At 52.9% G+C, this 21,474-nt stretch carries 20 protein-coding genes; 14 read left to right on the top strand and 6 right to left on the bottom strand.

Translation table 11 applies throughout. The features are described from left to right. The first annotated feature begins 99 nt into the window (after positions 1-99). The 5 genes from gnpA (at position 100) to HMPREF0577_RS05020 (ending at position 7,444) form a co-directional block, all read left to right on the top strand. Complete coding sequence (gene gnpA / locus HMPREF0577_RS05040; RefSeq protein WP_004012641.1) at positions 100-2,352, top strand: 1,3-beta-galactosyl-N-acetylhexosamine phosphorylase; 2,253 nt, start codon at positions 100-102, stop codon at positions 2,350-2,352. A gap of 91 nt (positions 2,353-2,443) precedes the next feature. Continuing rightward, complete coding sequence (locus tag HMPREF0577_RS05035; protein WP_004012640.1) at positions 2,444-3,766, top strand: ABC transporter substrate-binding protein; 1,323 nt, start codon at positions 2,444-2,446, stop codon at positions 3,764-3,766. 106 nt (positions 3,767-3,872) lie between these two features. Continuing rightward, positions 3,873-4,868 (top strand): carbohydrate ABC transporter permease, encoded by a 996-nt coding sequence (locus tag HMPREF0577_RS05030; RefSeq protein ID WP_004012639.1) that lies wholly within the window; start codon positions 3,873-3,875, stop codon positions 4,866-4,868. Then, positions 4,861-5,826, top strand: a complete 966-nt coding sequence (locus HMPREF0577_RS05025; protein ID WP_004012638.1) for a carbohydrate ABC transporter permease — start codon at positions 4,861-4,863, stop codon at positions 5,824-5,826. The genes HMPREF0577_RS05030 and HMPREF0577_RS05025 overlap by 8 nt, the downstream gene beginning before the upstream one ends. After that, positions 5,771-7,444, top strand: coding sequence for a family 20 glycosylhydrolase (locus HMPREF0577_RS05020; protein ID WP_248613698.1), 1,674 nt, complete (start codon positions 5,771-5,773; stop codon positions 7,442-7,444). The genes HMPREF0577_RS05025 and HMPREF0577_RS05020 overlap by 56 nt, the downstream gene beginning before the upstream one ends. Here the strand turns inward: HMPREF0577_RS05020 and HMPREF0577_RS05015 are convergent. Continuing rightward, positions 7,431-8,165, bottom strand: a complete 735-nt coding sequence (locus HMPREF0577_RS05015) for a FadR/GntR family transcriptional regulator (RefSeq protein WP_004012636.1) — start codon at positions 8,163-8,165, stop codon at positions 7,431-7,433. The genes HMPREF0577_RS05020 and HMPREF0577_RS05015 overlap by 14 nt on opposite strands. Before the next feature lie 230 nt (positions 8,166-8,395). Here HMPREF0577_RS05015 and HMPREF0577_RS05010 point away from each other — a divergent pair, with 230 nt between their 5' ends. From HMPREF0577_RS05010 to HMPREF0577_RS04980, 7 genes are all read left to right on the top strand, one after another. After that, entirely contained in the window at positions 8,396-10,000 is a 1,605-nt protein-coding gene (locus tag HMPREF0577_RS05010; RefSeq protein ID WP_004012635.1) for an ABC transporter substrate-binding protein, read from the top strand. 147 nt (positions 10,001-10,147) lie between these two features. Next, positions 10,148-11,131 (top strand): ABC transporter permease, encoded by a 984-nt coding sequence (locus HMPREF0577_RS05005; protein ID WP_004012634.1) that lies wholly within the window; start codon positions 10,148-10,150, stop codon positions 11,129-11,131. Positions 11,132-11,143: 12 nt separating this feature from the next. Continuing rightward, positions 11,144-13,279: a dipeptide/oligopeptide/nickel ABC transporter permease/ATP-binding protein gene (locus tag HMPREF0577_RS05000; RefSeq protein ID WP_004012633.1), complete on the top strand. Its 2,136-nt coding sequence runs from the start codon at positions 11,144-11,146 to the stop codon at positions 13,277-13,279. A gap of 2 nt (positions 13,280-13,281) precedes the next feature. Continuing rightward, positions 13,282-14,151 (top strand): ABC transporter ATP-binding protein, encoded by an 870-nt coding sequence (locus HMPREF0577_RS04995; protein WP_004012632.1) that lies wholly within the window; start codon positions 13,282-13,284, stop codon positions 14,149-14,151. A gap of 48 nt (positions 14,152-14,199) precedes the next feature. Then, positions 14,200-15,117, top strand: coding sequence for a dihydrodipicolinate synthase family protein (locus HMPREF0577_RS04990; RefSeq protein ID WP_004012631.1), 918 nt, complete (start codon positions 14,200-14,202; stop codon positions 15,115-15,117). Between the two features lie 118 nt (positions 15,118-15,235). Further along, on the top strand, positions 15,236-16,183 hold the full coding sequence (locus HMPREF0577_RS04985; RefSeq protein WP_004012630.1) for an ROK family protein: 948 nt from the start codon (positions 15,236-15,238) through the stop codon (positions 16,181-16,183). A gap of 88 nt (positions 16,184-16,271) precedes the next feature. Further along, complete coding sequence (locus HMPREF0577_RS04980) at positions 16,272-16,973, top strand: N-acetylmannosamine-6-phosphate 2-epimerase (RefSeq protein WP_004012629.1); 702 nt, start codon at positions 16,272-16,274, stop codon at positions 16,971-16,973. A gap of 302 nt (positions 16,974-17,275) precedes the next feature. Here the strand turns inward: HMPREF0577_RS04980 and HMPREF0577_RS04975 are convergent, their stop codons facing one another. Then, positions 17,276-17,590 carry a hypothetical protein gene (locus HMPREF0577_RS04975; RefSeq protein ID WP_169757666.1) on the bottom strand — a complete coding sequence of 105 codons (315 nt, stop codon included), beginning with the start codon at positions 17,588-17,590 and terminating at the stop codon, positions 17,276-17,278. Between the two features lie 46 nt (positions 17,591-17,636). On the opposite strand from HMPREF0577_RS04975, the gene HMPREF0577_RS04970 reads away from it, so the two are divergent. Together HMPREF0577_RS04970 and HMPREF0577_RS04965 are read left to right on the top strand one after the other, a co-directional pair. After that, complete coding sequence (locus tag HMPREF0577_RS04970; RefSeq protein ID WP_004012627.1) at positions 17,637-17,873, top strand: hypothetical protein; 237 nt, start codon at positions 17,637-17,639, stop codon at positions 17,871-17,873. Further along, positions 17,870-18,082: a hypothetical protein gene (locus HMPREF0577_RS04965; protein ID WP_004012626.1), complete on the top strand. Its 213-nt coding sequence runs from the start codon at positions 17,870-17,872 to the stop codon at positions 18,080-18,082. The genes HMPREF0577_RS04970 and HMPREF0577_RS04965 overlap by 4 nt, the downstream gene beginning before the upstream one ends. A gap of 328 nt (positions 18,083-18,410) precedes the next feature. On the opposite strand, the gene HMPREF0577_RS11980 is transcribed toward HMPREF0577_RS04965, so the two are convergent. From HMPREF0577_RS11980 to HMPREF0577_RS04950, 4 genes are read right to left on the bottom strand one after another with little or no spacing between them, the layout of a single operon-like run. Beyond that, positions 18,411-18,539 (bottom strand): hypothetical protein, encoded by a 129-nt coding sequence (locus tag HMPREF0577_RS11980; RefSeq protein ID WP_004012624.1) that lies wholly within the window; start codon positions 18,537-18,539, stop codon positions 18,411-18,413. 47 nt (positions 18,540-18,586) lie between these two features. Next, positions 18,587-18,709 carry a hypothetical protein gene (locus tag HMPREF0577_RS04960; RefSeq protein WP_004012623.1) on the bottom strand — a complete coding sequence of 41 codons (123 nt, stop codon included), beginning with the start codon at positions 18,707-18,709 and terminating at the stop codon, positions 18,587-18,589. 11 nt (positions 18,710-18,720) lie between these two features. Further along, positions 18,721-19,560, bottom strand: coding sequence for a purine-nucleoside phosphorylase (locus tag HMPREF0577_RS04955; protein WP_004012622.1), 840 nt, complete (start codon positions 19,558-19,560; stop codon positions 18,721-18,723). A gap of 9 nt (positions 19,561-19,569) precedes the next feature. After that, a complete protein-coding gene (locus tag HMPREF0577_RS04950; RefSeq protein ID WP_004012621.1) occupies positions 19,570-20,997 on the bottom strand; it encodes a purine-cytosine permease family protein in 1,428 nt (475 codons plus the stop codon). Between the last annotated feature and the right edge of the window lie 477 nt (positions 20,998-21,474).

Raw genomic sequence — 21,474 nt, 5'->3', positions numbered from 1 at the left:
CGCGATATATACTGGTTCGAGTTCCACTACTCTAGAACCAGGATTTCAAATCATCCTAAACCTTAATCATCTTAAATCATCCAAAGAAGGGGGAATCCAGTGAGCAAAGGACGCTTCACGCTGCCCATAGAAAATGGCATTGATGCCCAAATCCAAGAAGTAGCTGACCTATGGGGTGCTGATGCGGTCAGAAACTCCGACGGAACGGATTTACCCCCTATAGCCAGCCAACTCGGAGCCAAAATTTACGAGACATACTTCGTGGGACGCGGGGATCAAGACTGGGCTAAAGCCCACCCCCAAGATCGCCCGCAATTCTTTCTTATGTCGCAGCGGTGCCCCGCGCTTGATACTCAACCGCTCGAAATCCAGGTAATGAAAGGCTACTTGGAGCTACAAGTAGAACCTGTGGCTGACTGTGACTTGGAAAAGTACTGGCAAGTAATCGACCGGAGCACTGGAAAGACGCTGGCACCTCATGAATGGGAAATAAACGGAACCGGAGCACAAACCACCGTAACCGTTACCCGACCCCAAGCCGGACACGTCTATACTGTGGACTTCCTAGCTTGGCAAAACTGGGATCCGGTACAGATGTACAACTACATCACCAACCACTGGGAGAATGTGCCCGGTAAAGTGCGCGAACAGCCCTACGACATTCGCCACGCCGAGACTTGGGAATATGTCAAGGCTGGAATGGATCAATGGCTGGCTGACAACCCGCAAGTTGACGTGGTACGCTTCACGACGTTTTTCTATCAATTCATGCTGGTGTTCAACAATCGAGAAAAAGAAAAACTCGTGGAATGGTTCGGGTATCTCGGATCCGTGTCGGAAGCCGCGTTGCAAGACTTTGAACGGCAATACGGCTATGCCTTGACACCCGAAGATTTTGTAGACGAAGGGTACTACAACAGCGCATTTCGGGTGCCGCGCAAAGAATTCCTAGACTGGATTGCGTTTATCAACGACTTTGTGACCGAAAAAGCCCGGGTTTTGGTGGAAAAAACCCACGCCGCCGGGAAAACAGCCATGATGTTTCTTGGAGACCATTGGATAGGAGTGGAACCATACGGCGAGAAATTTGCCACTATCGGACTCGATGCCGTGGTGGGCTCAGTGGGATCGGCCACTACTTGCCGCATGATATCAGATATCCCCGGCGTGAAATACACCGAAGGACGTTTCCTGCCGTACTTCTTCCCCGATGTATTCCATGAGGGGGGCACTCCCTTGGCAGAACTAGAAGCTGGTTGGTTGCAAGCTCGCCGCGCTATTGTGCGCAGTCCCCTAGACCGAATGGGATACGGCGGGTATTTGTCTCTAGTCTTGAAATTCCCGGAATTCGTGTCGCGTGTAGGGGAGATTGCGCAAGAATTCCGTTCCTTGCACGAGGAAACCGAAGGAGAGAAACCTGCTGTTGCCTCGGTGAAAGTCGCAGTGCTCAATGCCTGGGGCAAGCGCCGTTCTTGGATGGCCTCGATGGTGGCACATGCCAAGCCATATTTCCAGACCTATGCCTATGAAGGCGTATTGGAGGCCCTGGCAGGTCTGCCCTTCGAAGTGAGATTCATCAACTTCGAGGATGTACGCGCTGGAGCCTTGGCGGACGTGGACGTGGTGATTAACGCCGGAGCGGCTGGCACCGCTTTTTCTGGGGGAGCTTACTGGGCTGACTCCGAGATTTGCACCATGGTGCGAGATTTTGTGGCTCATGGCGGTGGGATTATTGGCATCGGGCATCCCAGCGCTGCTGAAGTTCCTGGTAGTGGGGCATTCTTCCAGCTATCGGATGTATTTGGGGTTGATTTGGAACGCAGTTGGTCGCTTTCCACCGACCGTTACGTCCAGGTTTTAGACCAGCACTTTATCCTGTCAGACTTAGACGACAAACCCAGCCGAGGGCGTGGCCTAAAAGAAATAAACGCACTGGAAATTGACCCGCAACCCCAGCCGGGACGCGAGGATGCTTTGATAGACATCGGGCCGGGTGCGGGTTTTGTCGTGCCGACAGGCGGCGATGTTTTACAGTTCATTAGTGGCAGCGTCGATGTGGCCGTCAATGATTACGGTTCGGGGCGGGCGGTGTATCTGGCCGGATTGCCCTATAACCATGTCAATAGTCGTGTGCTGCATCGCGCGATTTACTGGGTGGCCAGCCAGGAAGATTACGTTACGGAACACTATCTGGCAGCGGATTCCCGGGTGGAAGTCGCGCACTATCCCGGAGCACGTCGCCTGTTTGTATATAACAATAGTGCCGAGACGGTTGAAACAGCATTGCTTGGATCGCAAGATTTAGCGGTAAAACTGTCACCCCGCGATTCAAAATGGATTAAGTTGCTTTAAAAACACCCTGTAAACGCAGCTAATGTCATAGAGTGGTATCCAGTGGCGTGGACGCGTCACCTTGTAATTTTCCGAGGAAGGAAGAGAGAACATGAAATCTTCTCGAAAAATGCTAAAAATTACCGCTATGGCGGGTATCAGTGCCTTGGCTCTAGCTGGACTCAGCGCCTGTGGCGGTGGTGCCAGCGAAACAAAGACGCCGGAGGCAAAGTCGCCAGCATCTGAGAAACCCGTTACCATCAAATATCTGCACCGTTTGCCTGATGGGGACGGCATGACCAAGGTCGCGGATGTGGTAGCCGAATGGAACAAAGAACACCCCAATATCCAAGTTGAGGCCACTAAGTTTGACGGTAAGCCTCAAGAGCTGATTAAGAAACTGGAAACCGATGTCAAGGCTGGTACTGCTCCATGTTTAGCGCAAGTGGGATACGCTGACCTCGCAGAGGTATACGTCAAGCAGCTGGTCGAAGATGTCAGTGGCGAAATTGGCAAATACAAAGACAAATTTGCCGAAGCACCGCTTAATTCCATGAGTGTTGATGGTAAGTATTTCGGTCTGCCCCAAGACACCGGTCCGTTGGTGTACTACTACAACAAAGCCGCTTTCGAGGAACTCGGCCTGAAGGTACCCACCACCTCGGATGAACTAATAGAAGAGGCTAAGAAAGCTGCTGCCAAAGGCAAGTACATCGTGGACTACCAGACCGATGAGGCAGGCAATATGTTGCCCGCTCTTTCTGCCGCTGCGGGGGATCAATGGTTTAAGGTGGAAGGCGATTCCTGGAAGGTAGATACTTCCGGTACTGGATCGGCTAAAGTAGCTGACTTCTGGCAAAAACTGCTAGATGCGAAGGCTACCGCCACAGTGCAAAGGTGGAGCGAAGAAACCTGGAAATCAGCGTTAAACGACAATATCATTGGCACCATCGGTGCCGCCTGGGAGGCACCCCTGTTGGCTGGTGATATGGCAGGGACACCGAATGAAGGCAAATGGGCAGTAGCCCAGCTGCCTTCATTCGGAGGCAAAGCTGCCACTGGTCCTGACGGGGGTTCTGGAGTGGCTGTAATCAAGGGCTGCGAGGCTCCCGCTCAGGCTATGGAGTTTAACGCCTGGTTCAACACCCAGATTGAGGCTTTGGTATCCCAAGGCTTGGTGGTTGCGGCTAAGGGCAAAATGACCACCCCGGAAAAGGTTTCGAAATTTTATGGCGGCCAAGATGTGGCAGCGGAGCTGACCAAGGCCAACGAAACCATGAATCCGTTTACTTACATTCCTAGCTGGTCGTCGGTACAACAGAATGCGGAACAAGCCCAGAAGGCTGTCGACGGTGGCAAAGTCGCAGATCTCTTCAAATGGAATGCTGATACGGCGAAAGAAGCCTTGAAGAACCTTAACTTGAAGGTCTCCTAAAACCGGTGAACCTACGGAGGGTGCCCGCTGGGAATTCTACAAACCCAGTGGGCGCCAGCTGTGGGGATTGCTATCCAATACAAGATAAGACAATGAGGCGCAGAACGTGAGTGACACTAAGCAAAAGACTGCCAACTACAAAGAGGCAGATACTAGAGCGGTAAAAGGCGCAACCAACGCCAAAAAGATGTCTTGGCAAAAACGCTCTCAGGCTATTACCGGGTGGGCTTTTATGGCTCCATTCGTGATTCTGTTCACTGTTGTCTTTTTGGTGCCAATTCTGGTTTCCCTGTATTCCAGCTTCTTTCGACTCAGAACTGTAGGGGGAGGACCCTACGGCGGCGGAGAAATCCAAAATATCTTTGTCGGACTAGAAAACTACCAGTACACGGTGGCTTCCCCGGAGTTCTGGAAAGGCATCGGGCGGGTGGTGCTCTATACCTGTTTCCAAGTTCCGGTGATGATCCTGATGGCGCTGGTGCTAGCCTTGTTGCTGGATTCTTTCCTGACCCGCCATGTCACTATTTACCGACTAGGATACTTCCTACCATTCGCCATCCCCGGGGTAGTGGCCGCCATGATTTGGCTATATCTGTACAACCCCGAGGTTTCGCCCTTGGTACAAGGACTCCACGCCATAGGTTTGCCGGTGGATTTTTTTAACAAAAACGTCATCCTGGCCTCAATGGCGAACATGACCACCTGGACATACACCGGTTATAACATGCTGATATTCCTGGCAGCACTGCAGGCCATTCCCGCTGAGCTATCCGAGGCGGCACGCATTGACGGAGCCAGCGGCTTGCAAATCATGACGCGGATTAAAGTTCCTATGCTGCGTGGAGCGGCGCTGCTGGCAGTGTTGCTTTCCATTGTGGGGACGATTCAACTTTTCAACGAGCCTCAGGTTATGTCTTCCGCCCTTCCCTGGATGGGCAAGTCCTATACCCCCATGATGATGGCGTATAACACCACCATGGGAACCCTCACTCCTTCCGGGGATGGCCCGGGCTCTGCCGTGGCGATTGTAATGGCACTGATTGCTGGGGTTTTGGCCGTAGGCTATTTCCTGGTAGACAGAAAGGTGGGCGGCAATGACTAAGATGCCCGGAAAAACCCAGACTTTAGTGAATAAGCGGCACCCCGAAGGTCTGGTGTATTGTCCCTCACAGGAAGGCTTGCCACCGCGCGCCATCGCGCCTTCTCGTCTGGCACGCGGCATTACCACATTTGTGCTGGTACTCGTTTTGATATACTTCCTGTTCCCGATTTACTGGGTGATTATTTCCGCCACCAAGAGCAACTCGGAGTTGGCCACTAGCTTTGGCTTGTGGTTTGCTGAACACGGAAAAAATTCTGAAAGTCAGAGCCTGCTTGATGCTATCGGTTTAAATTATGAAAAACTCATGAGCTGGACACGTGGCAATTTTTGGCGTTGGGTATTAAACTCACTGATTTATTCCACGGTATCCGCAGCGATTGGCACCCTGATTTCAGTAATGGCCGGATATGCCCTGGCGAAATTCGCATTTCCCGGTAAGAATATCGCCACCGGAGTGATTATGGCCGGACTGTTGATGCCCGCTGCCCTACTGACCGTGCCGCTCTATATCGTGTTCTTACACTTGGGGGTTTCCAATACTATGGCCTCAATTATAGTGCCATGCTGTGTTTCGCCTTTCGGGGTGTTTCTAGGAAGGGTATATTCTCAAACCTCGGTACCCACCGAACTGATAGAGGCCGCCAGAATAGACGGAGCTAGCGAAGCTCGAATTTTCTTTACCATGGTGCTCCGTATTTTGGCTCCGGCGATGGTCACCATATTTCTATTTATCTTTGTGGCTTGCTGGAATAACTTCCTGCTGCCGCTGATGATGCTTTCTGACGAGACATTGAAGCCGGTGACTTTAGGTCTTTACGGGATGATGAGCTACTTTAACCCCGAAAAAGGTGCGGTTATGATGGGGGCGTTGTTTGGAGTAATTCCGCTGATTATCTTGTTCCTTGGATTGCAAAAATATTGGCAATCCGGACTGGCTGCCGGTTCAGTTAAAGGGTAAAAAGCAAATGGCACCTCATGAAAATGAAAATGTAAAAAAAGGCGCACTAACTTCTCGCGGCGTAACTTTATGTGCCGGTCAAGTGGGGATTTCTTTGGGCTTCATGAGGCGCTTGCTGCAGCGTATGCAACAGCTTGGGTTTAGCGAGCTGGTCTGGGAAATGAAGATGCAATCCACGCGCTACCCGGCGGCTAATACTTGGCATTACTATACTGTGAGCGAAGTCAAACAGGTGCTGCAGTGGGCGAGTGAACTAGGAATACAAGTCATACCGGAAATAAACACGCCGGGACATATGGGGGTATGGTTGGAAAACTATCCCTACCTGGCTTTGCAGCGCAAAGATGGCAGCACTGGGGACTGCGAACGCTTAGACTTAACTAACCCGCGCGCTGTCGAATTTTATTTGAATCTAGTTGACGAGTACCTAGAAGTATTTACTCCCAAATACGCCAAGTATTGGCATATGGGAGCCGATGAATATATGATTCACGACTCCTACGACAATTACCCACAAATACTTGATTATGCCCGGCAAACCTACGGAGAAAACGCCACACCCTACGATGTATTCAACGGGTTTATTAACCAAGTCAATGCGCATGTTCGGGCGAAAGAATATAACTTGCGGATTTGGAATGATGGGATACACAATAGCCCGGTGGTGTCGGTTGATAACAATATTGTGGTGGAATACTGGAAAGATGAGGGACTGCGGGTGGCTGAACTGGCGCGACGTGGACATAAGTTAATTAACGCCACCGAGAAACTCTATTGGTCTCGCTCGCACGCTCCTTACCGGGTGGATGCGAAGGCGCTGTGGGAATCCACCTGGGATGGACGGGAGTTCATCGGCGGGCAACGCTTGAATCCCGCTTTAGCGGAGGCACAGCTAGGCTTGCGGGTTTCCATTTGGCCAGATACTTCCTACTATCAGACCGAACACGAGGTTTGGACAGCGATACAGGATTCTTTGTTGCTGGTTGCTGCCTTGGACAGTAACGGAAAGAAAGCTAGCGTGACCTGGGAGGAAGCACGTAGACGCGCCACCGTGTCCGCGTGGCCAGAACCGGGTGTGCCGGAGGGCATCTATCGAATTGCTCAGCTTGACTCGGTTGCACCTGGACCTTGGCGAGTGGACTGGACTCAAGACCGGTACGTGACCTTGACTGATTTAGCCAGCGGGCAAAATCTTGCTCTTCGTAGTGGTGGCAAGCATTTAGGGGTTGTAACCGAGAGTGGTGCCCCAGTAGAGCTTTGTGAGCCGGTCGAGGACGCGAGTTGGCCGGCAGGGTGGGATACAGCCGAGGCGCGTAACACCCAAAAATGGGTGCTGACCCCGGTTCAGACAGGACACGAATTACGAGGAGAACTGGGGAGCCGAACCGGTGATGGCCGTTGTTCTGGGGAAGAGCGCCAATCGGAAGAAATGGGCATAAAGGAGCTGGCACCTCATGAAGACGAAAAACCCAAAGCAACCAAGCTGACCTGCACCATCAGTCCCGCGCTAACCAACCAACAGTTATGTGTCCAAGGCGACATTGTGGCGCAATATCCCCCCGATGCCGCTCCAAGCGGCGCGGTATTTCAACTGGAACCGATATTTAGGTTAGATTGAGGGCGGAATAAACCGGGGAATAATGCCGGATAATAGCCTGCTGATATTCAGCGATATTACCAGCAGTAGCAGCGCGCAGTATTTCCCCATGTGCGGAGGCACTGGTCAAGAGACTTTCATGATTGGGAGGTTCCATCGAACGCAAAGCTGCCAGGTGAACCTGCCAAAACGAGGCTACAAGTTGTCGTGCCAAGTCGTTGTTAAGTAATGCCAAAATTCCATCGTGAAAAGCGAAATCTTCATCGGGAAAGGTCTGCCCCGCTTCGGCCTTCGTGCGCATGAGGCGCACCAAGGTCTCTAAACCTGGCTGGGGGTTTCCCCTTAGAGTTTGGCAAACAGTAGGAGCCAGCCCCAAATCCAGGTAGCGTCGCACCGCTATGACTTCTCGCAAGGCTTGCAAGTCATTGCCCGCCGTCAGAATCGTCTTAAAGGCCAGAGTTTCTACCAGCGCTGACATGGACAGCGGACCGACGAAAGCCCCCACGCCCCGGCGCACCTTAACAATGTCTAGAGCCTCGAGATGGCGCAGCGCCTCACGTACCGAAGAACGGGAGATACCCAGGGTAGACGTTAGCTCCGATTCTGTTGGTAGAGAATCACCGGGTTTGAGATGTTGACCCAAAATCAGGGCTTTAATCTGCTCCGCAGCAGTGGCGGCATCCCCAGAGGTACGGCGGCGAATCTTGGGAGTGACAATAGTCTCATCGGCTAGCTCGGTCATATGACAAATATACCCATAATTGTCGGACTTGTGGAGTATTTTTATAGGAACTTTACCATTCTCTTACCTGGAAAATTTTTTAGTTTTTGTTGATATGGCAGGTGAAACCCGGGATTTTTGCTTGAAAGTTTAATTTAAATCCCGAAAAAGCTTGTCAGACAAGTTGTGGGGTGGTACATTGGTGTTAATCCCGATTAGGGGGGAAACTGTACTCAACGAGGAGATTTTGTATGATTTCATTCAAAAAAACTAGACTCGCATCGCTGGCCTGCATAGCCGCTGCAGGTGCCTTGGTCTTGGCGGGCTGTGGTGGTGGCACTGCCAAGCCCGCAGACACCGGTGCTAGTGAAGCCCCAGCCAGCGGTGCTACTGGAACCCTCAACCTGGGTGTGATGTACGAAACCACGAACTATCACCCCTCCAACACCTCATCTGCCTTGGCGATGGGGACAAACTGGCACATTGTCGAGGGTTTGTACGAGTTCGATATGGCTGACTATAAGGTGTACCCGGCACTAGCGAAGGGCGAACCGAATAAAGTCAGTGATACCGAATACGAAGTGTCCTTGCGTGATGGAGCGAAGTTCTCTGATGGCACCGAAGTGAAAGCCGAGGATGTGATTAGCTCTTTCGAACGCATTGTAAAGGGTGAAACCGGAGCCGACGGTAAACCCGTGGAGAGTATCTATAAGCAGTTCTTCGACTTTATCGATTCCATGACTGCCAAGGACGACACGACTGTTTCTATCAAACTAAAGTACCCTTTCGGTGCTCTGCAACAGCGTCTGGTAGACATCAAGATTGTTCCCAAGGCAGCTAGCTTCGATGATTTGACTTCAAAGCCTATCGGTACTGGTCCTTTCAAGTACACCAATATCACCCCCACCTCGGTAGAGGCTGAGCCGAACCCGAATTACAACGGGCCTTATCCAGCAAAGGTTTCCAAGATGCACTGGGATGTGTTGAAAGACGACAACGCGCGTCTGACCGCAGCAATGGCCAACACCATTGACGTGATGGAGAGTGTACCGGCACCATTCGTGAAGCAACTGACCGGAGCGGGATGGAAAGTTGACGAGGTTCCGGGCTATAACAACCCCTTCCTTATGTTCAACACTACCAAGGCACCATTCGACAAAGCTGAAGTACGCCAGGCCTTTCACTACGCCATTGACAAGCAAACCTTGATTAACACCACCTTGGAAGGAAAAGCTAAAGTCTCGACATCCTTCTTGCCAGAGTCTAACCCTGACTACAAGAAGGCTGCTACCCAGTTCGACTACAATCCCGAAAAGGCCAAGGAGATGCTGCAAAAGGCTGGGGTAGCTGGTAAAACTGTGAACCTGCTGACCACCGACCACCCCTGGATTGCCCAGTTGGCACCGCTAGTAAAACAAAACCTCGAGGCTGCGGGGCTGAAAGTAAACGTAACTTCTAAGGCTTCTGCTGATGTTTACGCCACGACCGACTCCGAGAACCCGGACTTCGATGTGGTGATGGCACCTGGTGACCCCTCCGTATTCGGCACTGACCCCGGCATCATCGTGAACTGGTGGTACGGAGACAATGTGTGGACTCAGAAGCGCACCGGTTTCCAAAAGTCCGACGCGGAAGGCTACAAGAAGATAGCCGAAGGCATCCAGGCCGCTCAGCAGTTGAGTGGGGACGAAGCCAAAGCCAAGTGGGGCGAGGTACAAGACCTAATTGCGGAAAAGGTACCGCTCTATCCACTGTTCCATCGCACCATGCTGACTGGTTACAACCCCAACAAGGTGGTTGACTTCAAAGCCATCGGCACCACCGGTTTGGAAGCCGTGGGCGTGAGCGTGAAATAACTTGGTCTCGAGCCACACGGTTCTCGAATCGAGAACCACAATAACATAAGTAATTGCTGGGAGGGGGGCGATGCCCTCGCCTTCCTCCCAGTCCTATACTCTGCGTGTCACACGCATCCCACAGTCTTATCACAAAGGAGTGGAGCCTTGAACAATCTTCTAAGGCTGATTGGTCGCCGACTGGTAGCCCTGCCAATTATGGTAATAGGTGTCACCTTCCTGGTCTTCTTTATCATGTCGCTTTCCCCCACGGATCCCGCCTATGCGGCACTAGGGGATAACGCCGCTAACGCGGCGCAAGTTAAAGCCTTTCGCGTAGCCCACGGCTACACTTACGCTGACGGTACCCCCGTTCCGATGCTGATTCGTTATGCCAACTATCTGGCTGGAATATTGCAAGGAAATTTTGGGGTTTACGGGGTTTCCAATAACTCGGTAGGTGAGCTCATCGGCCCGGCGCTGCCGATAACTTTGCAGCTGACTTTTTTTGGATTGATAATCGCCGTGTTATTTTCCTTCCCACTGGGTGTCTTGGCCGCGCTCTACCGAGACAAATGGCCAGATCAGCTGATTCGCATCATCTCGGTGGTGTCCATTGGTACGCCCTCTTTTTGGTTAGGCGCGATGCTGGTGTTAATTGGCCTGAGTATTTTCCCGGGCATGGTGGCCGGTCCATTACCGCCACTCTTGGGTCCCGGTGCTGACTTTGGGGGATGGTTATCTCGAATGTTCCTGCCATCCCTGACCCTGGCGGTGCCAGTAATCGGTCAAATGACTCGTGTGGTGCGTACTTCGGTGGTAGAGGAACTCGACCGTGACTATGTGCGTACCGCACAGGGCGCCGGTATTCCCAAAGCCATTGTCATCGGACGTAACGTGCTAAGAAACGCCCTGATTACCCCGGTGACCGTGCTGGGGTTGCGAGTCGGCTACCTGATGGGTGGCGCAGTCGTTATCGAAATTATTTTCGGTATTCAAGGCATGGGCAAGGTTCTGGTGCAAGGTATTCAGCAAAACCAAGTCGAAGTAGTTCAAGGAGCTGCCCTGGTGGTTGCCCTGGCCTTCATTATTGTAAACATCATCGTAGACATGCTCTACCTGTTGATTAACCCGCGGATTCGCTCGGTATAGGGAGGAATAGAAATGTCAGATTCTACGATTTCAAATAGCTCTAACTTCCAGCCGATGAACACCACAGAAATGGCACCTCATGAAGCCGACACCAAGGCGAGTGGGGCGAAAACCACCGAGGCAACCCCACACAAGGAGTACTTTTATCGTTTCCGAGCCATGTCTTGGGGTGCACGGATATCCGTTTTCGTCTTGGCTATTATGGTGCTCCTGTCGATAATCGGCCCGTTCTTTGTCGGATATACTCCCGACTTTGTTTCCACCGATGCGATTTTGGCAGCACCCGACGGGAAACACTTGTTTGGAACGGATTACGCCGGCCGCGATATTTTCGCTCGCTTGCTCTATGGGGGACGCTACTCGATGGTAATTGGGCTGCTGTCATCCCTGCTAGCCTTGATTGTTGGGGCGATAATCGGATCAATCGCGGCGGTGGTACGTCGCTGGATTTCCGAAGTGATTATGCGTATCCTCGACATCATTATGGCCGTGCCGGGCATCGCCATGGCGGCAGTCACCGTGCTGGTGTTCTCGAGGCTCTTTGACCCGGGCAACAAGATTGGCCTGGTAGGCGTGATTATCGCCTCAGTCGCCTTCGTATACACCCCCCAGATTGCGCGTATCGTACGCGCCAATGTGATGGCAGCCTACGGAGAAGACTATGTGCGCGCCGTGATTGTCTGCGGGGCTCGCGCGCCGTGGATTCTAGTCAAACACGTGATGCGTAACACCGCCGCGCCCGTGCTGGTTTTCGCCACGGTTTTGGTCGCGGACGCGATTATTCTGGAAGCCTCGCTAACCTTCATCGGTTCCGGTCTGCAACCAGCCATGGTTTCAACCTGGGGCAACGTGTTGTCCGAGGCACAAAGTTCCGGCTCTATCCTGCGAGGCGCCTGGTGGACAGCACTGTTCCCCGGTCTGTTGATTATGATTACCGTGTTGTGCCTAAATATTCTTTCCGAAGGAATCACCGACGCGATGGTGGCCGCCCCGGCCTCGGCACAGGTGAAAGTGGCGCAAACCTCGGCGGAACGCGAAGCCGACAGGCTACTCATGGATCCCCGGGTTGCCTACCGTACCCAGGCCGAAAGCTTGCAAAACCGGCTCGATGCGCTGAACGCGGTGGAAACCAAACGTAAAGACCGGTTCAAAGCATCTTCCACCGCCGCCCCCCTGCTGGAAGTCAAGGACTTGTGCATCAAGTTCCCCCGCCACGGCGACACCAATGTGGTTGACCACGTGTCCTTCGCGGTGCGACCCGGGGAAACCATGGGATTGGTCGGTGAATCCGGTTGCGGTAAATCCATTACTGCCCTGTCGATTATGGGGTTGATTGATTCACGCGCGGAGCTTAGCGGGGAAATTCTCTATCAAGGCAAGAACCTCCTAGAGATGAAACCCGCTGAACGTCAGGCCTTGCTAGGGCACGAAATGGCCATGATTTATCAAGATGCGCTGTCAAGCCTCAACCCGGCCATGCTGATTAGATCCCAGATGAAACAGCTGACTTCCCGCGGCGGCACTCGCAGCGCCGAAGAACTGCTGGAATTGGTGGGACTCGACCCGAAACGTACCTTGGAATCGTACCCTCACGAACTATCTGGGGGACAACGTCAGCGAGTGTTGATAGCCATGGCGTTGACCCGCGACCCGAAACTGGTGATAGCCGACGAACCTACTACGGCACTCGACGTAACCGTACAAAAGCAAGTGGTGGCGTTGCTAAACGATTTGCGGGAAAAACTCGGTTTCGCCATGATTTTCGTGTCACACGACCTGGCTTTGGTGGCGGAAGTGGCGCACTCTATCACCGTGATGTACGCCGGTCAGGTGGTCGAGCAAGCGGGAACCTCGGAGTTGCTGACCCATCCGGTACACGAATACACCTGTGGTTTGCTGGGGGCGGTTCTGTCCATCGAATCCGGAAAAGGCCGGTTGCACCAAGTGCCCGGCACGGTGCCTTCGCCCCGGGATTTCCCCAAAGGCGACCGTTTCGCGCCGCGTTCCTCACACCCGGACTATGGCATGGATATTCGACCCGAGTTACGCCCGGTGGGACCGAACCACGTCTATGCGGCACTGCCAGCCAAACCCGGCGTTTACGAGCCCGCCCCGGAATACCATGAAACCACTGGAAAGGAGGCCTAGCCATGAGCGAAAATACCGCTAGTTCCACCTCGTCAAGCACGTCGCCAAGCACGTCGCCAAACGGAGAAACCCCCATCATCGACCTGCAAAACATCGAGGTAACCTTTAAAACTCGTACCGGTTCGATTTTCCACCCCAACCGGGTGCACGCTGTACAAGGTGTGAGCCTGCAAATAAGACCGGGTAAAACCCTGGGAATCGTGGGTGAATCAGGCTGTGGGAAATCCACTACCGCCAATGTGATGTGCGGGCTGCAACTGCCCACCAAAGGCCGGGTCTTTTTCAAAGGCCAAGAAGTCACTAAACGCTCTGCCACACATCGACGCATGATAGGTAAAGTGGTTTCGGTCGTGTTCCAAGACCCGGCCACTGCCCTGAACCCGCGCATGAGTGTGCGAGATCAGCTGAGTGACCCGTTGCGGGTACACCACCGCGGCACCCCGGAGCAACAAGAAGCCCGGGTACACGAGCTGATAAGCAAAGTGGGCTTGCCAAATTCCGCTTTGGATGCTCTGCCCGGCCAGCTTTCCGGTGGCCAGCGTCAGCGCGTGGCCATCGCTCGAGCACTCAGCCTAGAACCGGATGTGATTATCGCAGATGAACCGACCTCCGCCCTAGACGTTTCGGTGCGAGCCCAGATTCTGAATCTGTTGACCGAACTGAAAGAAGACGGGTTAGCGATGGTGTTCATCTCACATGATATTCAAACTGTGCGTTATGTTTCGGATCGTATTGCCGTGATGAACCATGGAAAAGTTGTCGAAGAAGGACCGGCCGATCAGCTGTTCTTCCAACCTAAAGACGACTACACCAAGACCTTGCTGGGGGCGGCTCCGAGTTTGCTGCATCCAGCTGGAGTAGACCTCGGCTAATTCGAGGCCAACAACTAAACAACTGCAAGACTGTAAAGAAGGATAGCAATGAAAAAGGAAATTCGGGGTGTTGTCCCCCCGGTAGTAACCCCCCTGACCGAAAACCACGACTTCGACAGGGAATCTTACGCGAAACTGATAGAACACCTGATATCCGGTGGCGTAGATGGCCTGTTCGTCTTGGGTTCATCCTCCGAGGTAGTGTTTTCCACGGATCGGCGCCGCGATGAAATCCTCAAGGCTGCCGTGGAATTCGCGAAGGGACGCGTGCCGGTTCTGGCTGGAGTTATCGACACGGAAACCAATCGCGTCAAGGAACACATCAAACGTGCCGCCGACTTGGGTGTTGATGCTGTGGTGGCCACCGCACCTTTTTACGCCCTGCAAACCATGACCGAGGTGGAACGCCACTTCCGTTTGTTGGCCGAAGCCTCTCCGGTGCCGGTGTGGGCCTATGACATTCCGGTGTGTGTCCACACGAAACTGCCGGGAGATTTGCTGCTGCGTCTCGGTAAAGAAGGGGTGCTCGCGGGGGTCAAAGATTCCTCGGGTGACGACGTGGCTTTCCGCCAGCTCTGTTTAGATAACAAGGATGCTGGACACCCGCTGTCCCTGTTGACTGGACATGAAGTGGTAGTTGATGGGGCTTACCTGTCGGGTGCGGACGGTTCTGTCCCCGGACTGGGTAACGTTGACCCGGCCGGTTACGTGCGGCAATGGCAGGCTTTCCAGGCCGGAGACTGGGCGAAAGTTCGCGAGGAACAAGACCGCCTGGCGCGCCTGATGCGCATCGTAAACGTTAAAGGTGTGGGTGGTTTTGGTGCCGGTATCGGATCGTTCAAGACCGCATTGTGGCTGTTGGGCATTTTTGCGTCTAACACGATGCCCGAGCCAGTCACCGCTTTGAGTGGGGAAAACGTGGAACACGTGCGCGGCGTGTTGCGCGAGGTCGGGTTGTTGCCTTAGAAAGGTTCGTTTTCATGAGGTGCCAGCTGATTTTGCTGGCACCTCATGAATCCCACCCCAATCCCAACCCGAAACATAACCGAGCCAAGGCGAGTGAAACAGACAAAGGAGTCAAGTAGTGACAGAAAAAGTGGCAGTCATAGACTTAGGCGGCACCAAGATTGCGGGGGCGCTTGCTGACCCTGACGGCAGGCTGCATGACCAGCAGCGAGTTTGCACGCCCTCACAGGAAGGTCCTGAGGCAGTGGTCGCTGCCGTGGCGGGGCTGGTGCAGGATTTGCAAGCCGTCGGTACGGCCGGCGGGGCAAACATCGTTGGGGTGGGCATTGGCTCAGCTGGGGTGGTAGATGCGGCAGGACGAAACATTATTGCTGCTACCGATGCCATCAAAGACTGGGCTGGCACCCCCTTGGCAGAACGGGTAGAGGCCGCAACTGGGCTGCCGGTAACTCTGGAAAACGATGTGAACGCGCATCTGCGAGGTGAGGCTTGGAAAGGCGCGGGTGTTGGCAAGATGAATCTGGCGATGATGGCGCTGGGAACCGGTATCGGGGGAGCCGTGATGATGAACGGCGAAATTATGGTCGGCCCGCGTGGTACCATCGGAGACTTCGGGCATCTGCCGACTTTTTTGGCCACTAAACGCGCCTGTACCTGTCGGAGGCAGGTTCCACACCTGGAGGCCGTGGCCTCTGGACCGGGACTGGTGGCCTGGTATCACGAAAAAGGCGGGGATAATGCGGTGACGGGCGCGAAAGCTCTGGAGAAAATGGCCGAAAGTGGGGATCCCCTGGCCTTGGAAACCTACCGGGAAGCCGGGCGGGAAACCGGACGTGCCCTGGGGACAATCGTAAACATTTTCGACCCAGAACTGGTGATTGTAGGGGGTGGACTGGGTAACAGCGGTGAACTATGGTGGGGCGCACTACGCGAGGCCTATCGGGAGCAACTGGTGGACGCGCTGCGCGAGGTTCCCGTGGTTAAGGCTCAGTTAGGGAACCAGGCGGCCTTGGTGGGGGCGGCCAAAAAGATTTGGGATTATTTGGGAAACCTGAAACAAGGATAGTTCTAGAGTTAAATCAATAACCCCGGCTTGCCCCTCATGAAAGGGGAAAGGGATAGAGGGGACACAAGACTAAGGAGAATTCGCAAAAATGAACGAAGCGCGTAAACAGTTAGTGGCAGGACTTAAAAGCAAACTGGTGGTCAGCTGCCAGGCCTATCCCGGCGAGCCGATGCGCCGGGCGGATATTACCGCAGCAGTGGCGCAGTCGGTAGTGGCGGGGGGTGCGTCCGCAGTCAGAGTACAGGGATTGGCCGATATTATCGCGGTGCGTCAAGCCGTGGAAGTCCCGATTATCGGGCTGATTAAAGCCGGACATGACGGCGTGTATATCACCCCGTCCGTTGCCCACGCCAAGGCTTGTATCGAAGCCGGGGCAGATATTGTGGCGGTAGATGCCACTTTGCGTGAACGCGGAGCGGGCGAGACCTTCGCCGACGCAGTCGCGGCCATTCATGACTGTTTCCCCCAGGCGGCAGTCATGGCTGACTGCGCATCCCTGGAAGACGCGAAAGCCGCTGAAGACGCCGGAGCGGATTTGATTGGGACAACCTTGGCAGGATACACCCCCGATAGTTATGCGTATTCGCGTCCGGCCACCGAAGGCCCAGATTTGCGTTTCATTGAAGCCTTGTGCCTGGCGGTGAATGCTCCGGTGGTGGTCGAGGGGCGGATTCACAGTCCCGAAGATTTGCAGCGCGTCTTTGAATTCCCGATTCACTTTGCCTGCGTGGGAACTGCGATTACTCACCCGCAACGGATTACCGGATGGTACACAAAAATGCTGCCTTGAGCGAGTAGTGAGGCTGTAACCGAATACCGGCAATAACCTTGTTGCAGGGGGTGCAGGCTAACTTTTAGAGCAGTGGGTTATCCTCGCCGCAGGGAATGTGTTTGATATAATTATTGCCAATAGTTGGGCAAATATTAAGGCAGCAATATTGAGATAAGTAAGCGCCACCCTTGTGGCCAAGGAATCAGCGAGGAAAAATATGAACCTGTTGAAACGAAACTGATTCTTAACCAAGCAACAGTTGGGAGCCTTCCTCACGGTAGTGTTTAGTGGGGAGTTGATTTATGCCTCCTTCGAGTCCTTCAAGATTCCTTTAACGGGGCGATTTTGGATGCGTATGAAAATAACCCCGGGGTCGGGTTTTCGATTATTTTCGTGTTCATGGCCGGGGTAGGCGTGGTCGGGGCGGTCTTGGCATTCTGGTTGCATCGATTGAACCGGTTGAGCCGGTTGAGCCGTTGTGTCGACTCGGATGGGGTCATTGCCGCCTCGGGTTCATGAGGCGGCAGCCGAAAATCCACCCGCTGCACCACCACCTTGAATCTTCTTGAGTTTTTGGTTTCCGAGCAGGGGCGGGTTTGAAAGGTGCTGTGGTAAAACACGTCAGTGTGTGACATTGCGTGTTTCGAGGCAGGTTCGCTATGTTGATTCGGATTCATCCCCATGCCTATAAGCACGGTTTGTCTAGTGACCAGATTCTTGCCGCTTACTAATCTGGCTTGCCAAACTATCCGGGTTCGGGAGCGTGACCGGGATACGGAGCCGCAACGCTATGCGTTGATTGGTTGGTCTGATACCGGGTTGCCACTTGAGCTGTGCCTGGTGCGCACTGATTTCGGGGTGCTGATTTTTCACGCTAACTATCTGACTGAATCTTTCCGGAAGGAGTTTTACCAATGAAGTATTTCGATATGAATGGGGTTCCCTTTGATGATTCTGATGTCGAGAAATGGGCGGCGGAAGCTGAGGTGGGGTTTCCTAACTCGGTCGTGGAGACAGTAGAGCCTCGTGCCTGGGAACGGGATGCCCCTATGCAGGCTAAAAGCGTGCGGATGTGCCGGTGGGGGTGTGGAATCTGGTTGCCAGCAAGGCGCAGGATGAAGGCGTGACTGTCTCGGATTATGTGCGCCGCGCGGTTTCAAAGGAACTCATCGCGGACTCGTGACACCACTAATTGGTGGCCGCCGCGCATTGTGCGCGTGTGGTTCGTTTTCCGTCGTCTTCATGAGGTGCCAGTCGGAACTGCGCGGCAAGATTTGTATGACGATTTGAAGTGGTCTGGGTTTGCTTCCTGGGCGTGTACCTTGTTTTTTATTATTTCATGCTTTCTGGTGTTTTGCCAGTATTGGTTTTCGGTTTCTTGGGGTGTTTGGTAGTTGAGGTTTTCGTGTAGCCTGGTGGTGTTCCACCATGACACCCACTCTAATGTCGCGATTTCTACTTCCAGGACAGAGCTTGGGAGCCACCCCAACAGGCAGCTCGAATCGAGACACCTTCCGACGTGACTCTGCTTTCCACCAGGCGAACCACACGGTCTTTAAACTCTTGATCAAATTTCCTTGCCATAATACCTATCTTCCTATCTAATCAATCGGAAGAAAACCTGAACCACTTCAATCCAAAGTCACAACGTCACCACTGGCCGTGCCCTTATCCGCAATCGCGGCGGGCGCGCCAACCACACTGGCAAGGGCACACGCCCCGGCGACCGCAATAATTCTCTTGGTTATTTTCATCCTAATCCTCCTTAATATAAGGCGTTAATTACTTCATATAGGCAATTCTGTACACAGGGAATTGCACTTCTCACTGCGTGTAAAACTTCAGAATGGGTAGTGGGCGTTGAGCTAAAGGTTAAATCAGATGTAACTGATACCCCGCACACCCGAACTCCCAGTTGATGCAAGGCTATAGCTTCCAACACAGTGCTCATACCCACCATGTCGATACCGTTGTTTCGCATCATTATCGATTCTGCGAGGGTTTGATATTCTGGCCCTCGCGAAATTGCATACACTCCAGAACGGGAAGCATGCTTCTTAATCGCTGCAGTCAAGTCACTATCCCAAACCTGGGATATGTCTACGAACACAGGCCCGGTAAAGGGGGATGCTCCACTGAAGTTGATGTGATCTCGGATTGCCATGACATCACCCAGTTCCCACGGCTGCAGACAGCCGCCGGCATTAGTCAAAAACGCGGCCTGGATGCCGGTCATAGCTGCAACCTGAGGCACGAAACATAGATCTGCAGGGGTGTGTCCTTCATACAGGTGGATTCTGCCGGTGCAAACCAGAATGTTAACTGTTTTAGCCTCGGTTTCAATCTGCACAGATACAATTTGAGTTCCATGTCCCTGTGCACTTGGTATTTTGGCTCCAAGCAGCTCCTTGAGTGGAAGCTCTACTGGGTTTTTTCCTAAATTACACACAGTATCGTGTAGTCCCGAACCTAGTACTACTAACACATCATGGTTTTCCCGCTGGGTACGTTCTTGAATTAACTGCACCGCAGCTTTCACCTGAGCTATACGTTGTGGAGTACGTTTCAGACAGTACTCTAACGCTTCTTGTCGGGAATCTGCCATCGTGTTCTCCTAGGCTAATTCCTGACTGCGTACCCGTTTAACGTGGGTACCGTAGTAAGCAGCGTACCCAATGATAAGAGACAATATGACACCAATATTGCCAGAGCCCCACGCTCCGTCCTTGCCGCCAACCAGCGGGAGCAAATACCCTTGCCAGTTATTGAAAGGCGCGTCCGCAAAGCCGTTGATTACCAGTCCCCAACCAATGAAACAGCAAACCGCAAGAATCACCAGGGAGATAGTGTTATAACTTCCATATTTGCCGCTTGTGGTAAAGAGCGCTTCCTCGTCGTAATCTTTTTTCCGCAAGGTGATATCCGCCATCATGATTCCAGTCCAGGCCGCCAAAGGAACGCCTAGCGTGACCAGGAAGGACTGGAACGGACCAATAAAGGTTGGGGAAAAGAAAGTGACATAAATGGTGCCACAGGTCAGTATCACACCATCAATTAGTGAAGCCAGCGGGCGTGGGATGCGGATTCCCAAGGTCAACAGTGTCAAACCTGAGGAGTAAATCCCGTTGATAGCACCCGACAAGAGGGACAGAATCGCGGTAATGAGGAAAGGCACCAGGAACCAAGTTGGTAGCAACGTCGCCAGCGCTCCCACTGGGTCACCACCGATGGCATTTGCAAGTTTCTCGTCCGACCCTGCCAGCATTAAACCGAAACTAATAAGGAAAACGGGACCCAATGATCCGCCGAATGTGTTCCAGAACACGATTTGGCTACCTGGAGTCTCGCGGCTTTGGTAGCGTGACCAGTCAGCCGCTATATTTACCCAACCTAGTCCCATTCCTGTCATCACCATGACAAAAGCGCCTAGCATGGAGGCGAGTGACCCATTCGGGTGGGTTACAATGGCAGCAAAATCGATATGCGGAAAAACCAGTAAAATGTAGATTATGGTTGTGATGCCTGTCACCCAGGTCAAAACAGCCTGCATCTTCATGATGATGTGATACCCGGCAACCGCTCCTAACACTATCAGCACAGCTACTATGGCCGCAGCTATAGCTTTTACGACAGTTGAATCATCTCCAGCCCATCCCAATCTCGCTAGGATGGTGTTTGTTGCTAGCACTGCGGTAATCGCCAAGGAAGTTTCCCACCCGATTGAGGTGAGCCAGGAAATCACACCCGGAATCTTGGCTCCGTTGACTCCAAAAGCCGCACGGGACATGACCATTGTGGGCACGGAGCCTCTTTTCCCACCCAGTGCGATAACACCGCATATAGCGAAGGACAAGATAACTCCAATGATGGAAATGATTACAGCCTGGACAAAAGAAATCCCAAAGCCAAGAATCCATGCACCATAGCTCATCCCGAAAACAGATATGTTGGAAGCGAACCACGGCAAGAACAAATTGCGGGGCTTAGCGGTTCTTTCCTTGTCCTGAACAATTTCGATGCCAGTTATCTCAATGCTATCCACGATTTTCCTCCTCGTTGAGAGCTGTTGTCCCTAGGTAAAAGTCACTTTTGGGCATTCCTTGTCTCCTTTGCTCGGATAGAATGCAAAATTAAGCAAACGTTTGCGTGGAACCTAAATTACCACAGCGCATCATGGCGCACAAGCATTTTTTAAAAAAAGTTTTAATTTTCAAAAATTGAGATAAATCTGCAGCTAGTGAACTGGTTCAGGTTTTCTTTCGGTTGATTAGATAGGAAGATAGGTATTATGGTAAGGAAATTTGATCAGGAGTTTAAAGACCGTGTGGTTCGCCTGGTGGAAAGCAGAGTCACGTCGGAAGGTGTCTCGATTCGAGCTGCCTGTTGGGGTGGCTCCCAAGCTCGGAATTTCGCATCACCGCGCAAATGTGGCATAAACAAGCACGTAGAGCCGGGGAAATCCGTAAAACCGAGGAAGACCTTATCAGCGAGCTTGCAAAGCTCCGCCGGAAAAATCAAG

The sequence above is a fragment of the Mobiluncus mulieris ATCC 35243 genome, from assembly GCF_000160615.1.
GTDB classification, from domain to species: Bacteria; Actinomycetota; Actinomycetes; order Actinomycetales; family Actinomycetaceae; genus Mobiluncus; species Mobiluncus mulieris.
This window is presented reverse-complemented; position numbering and strand designations above follow the sequence as displayed.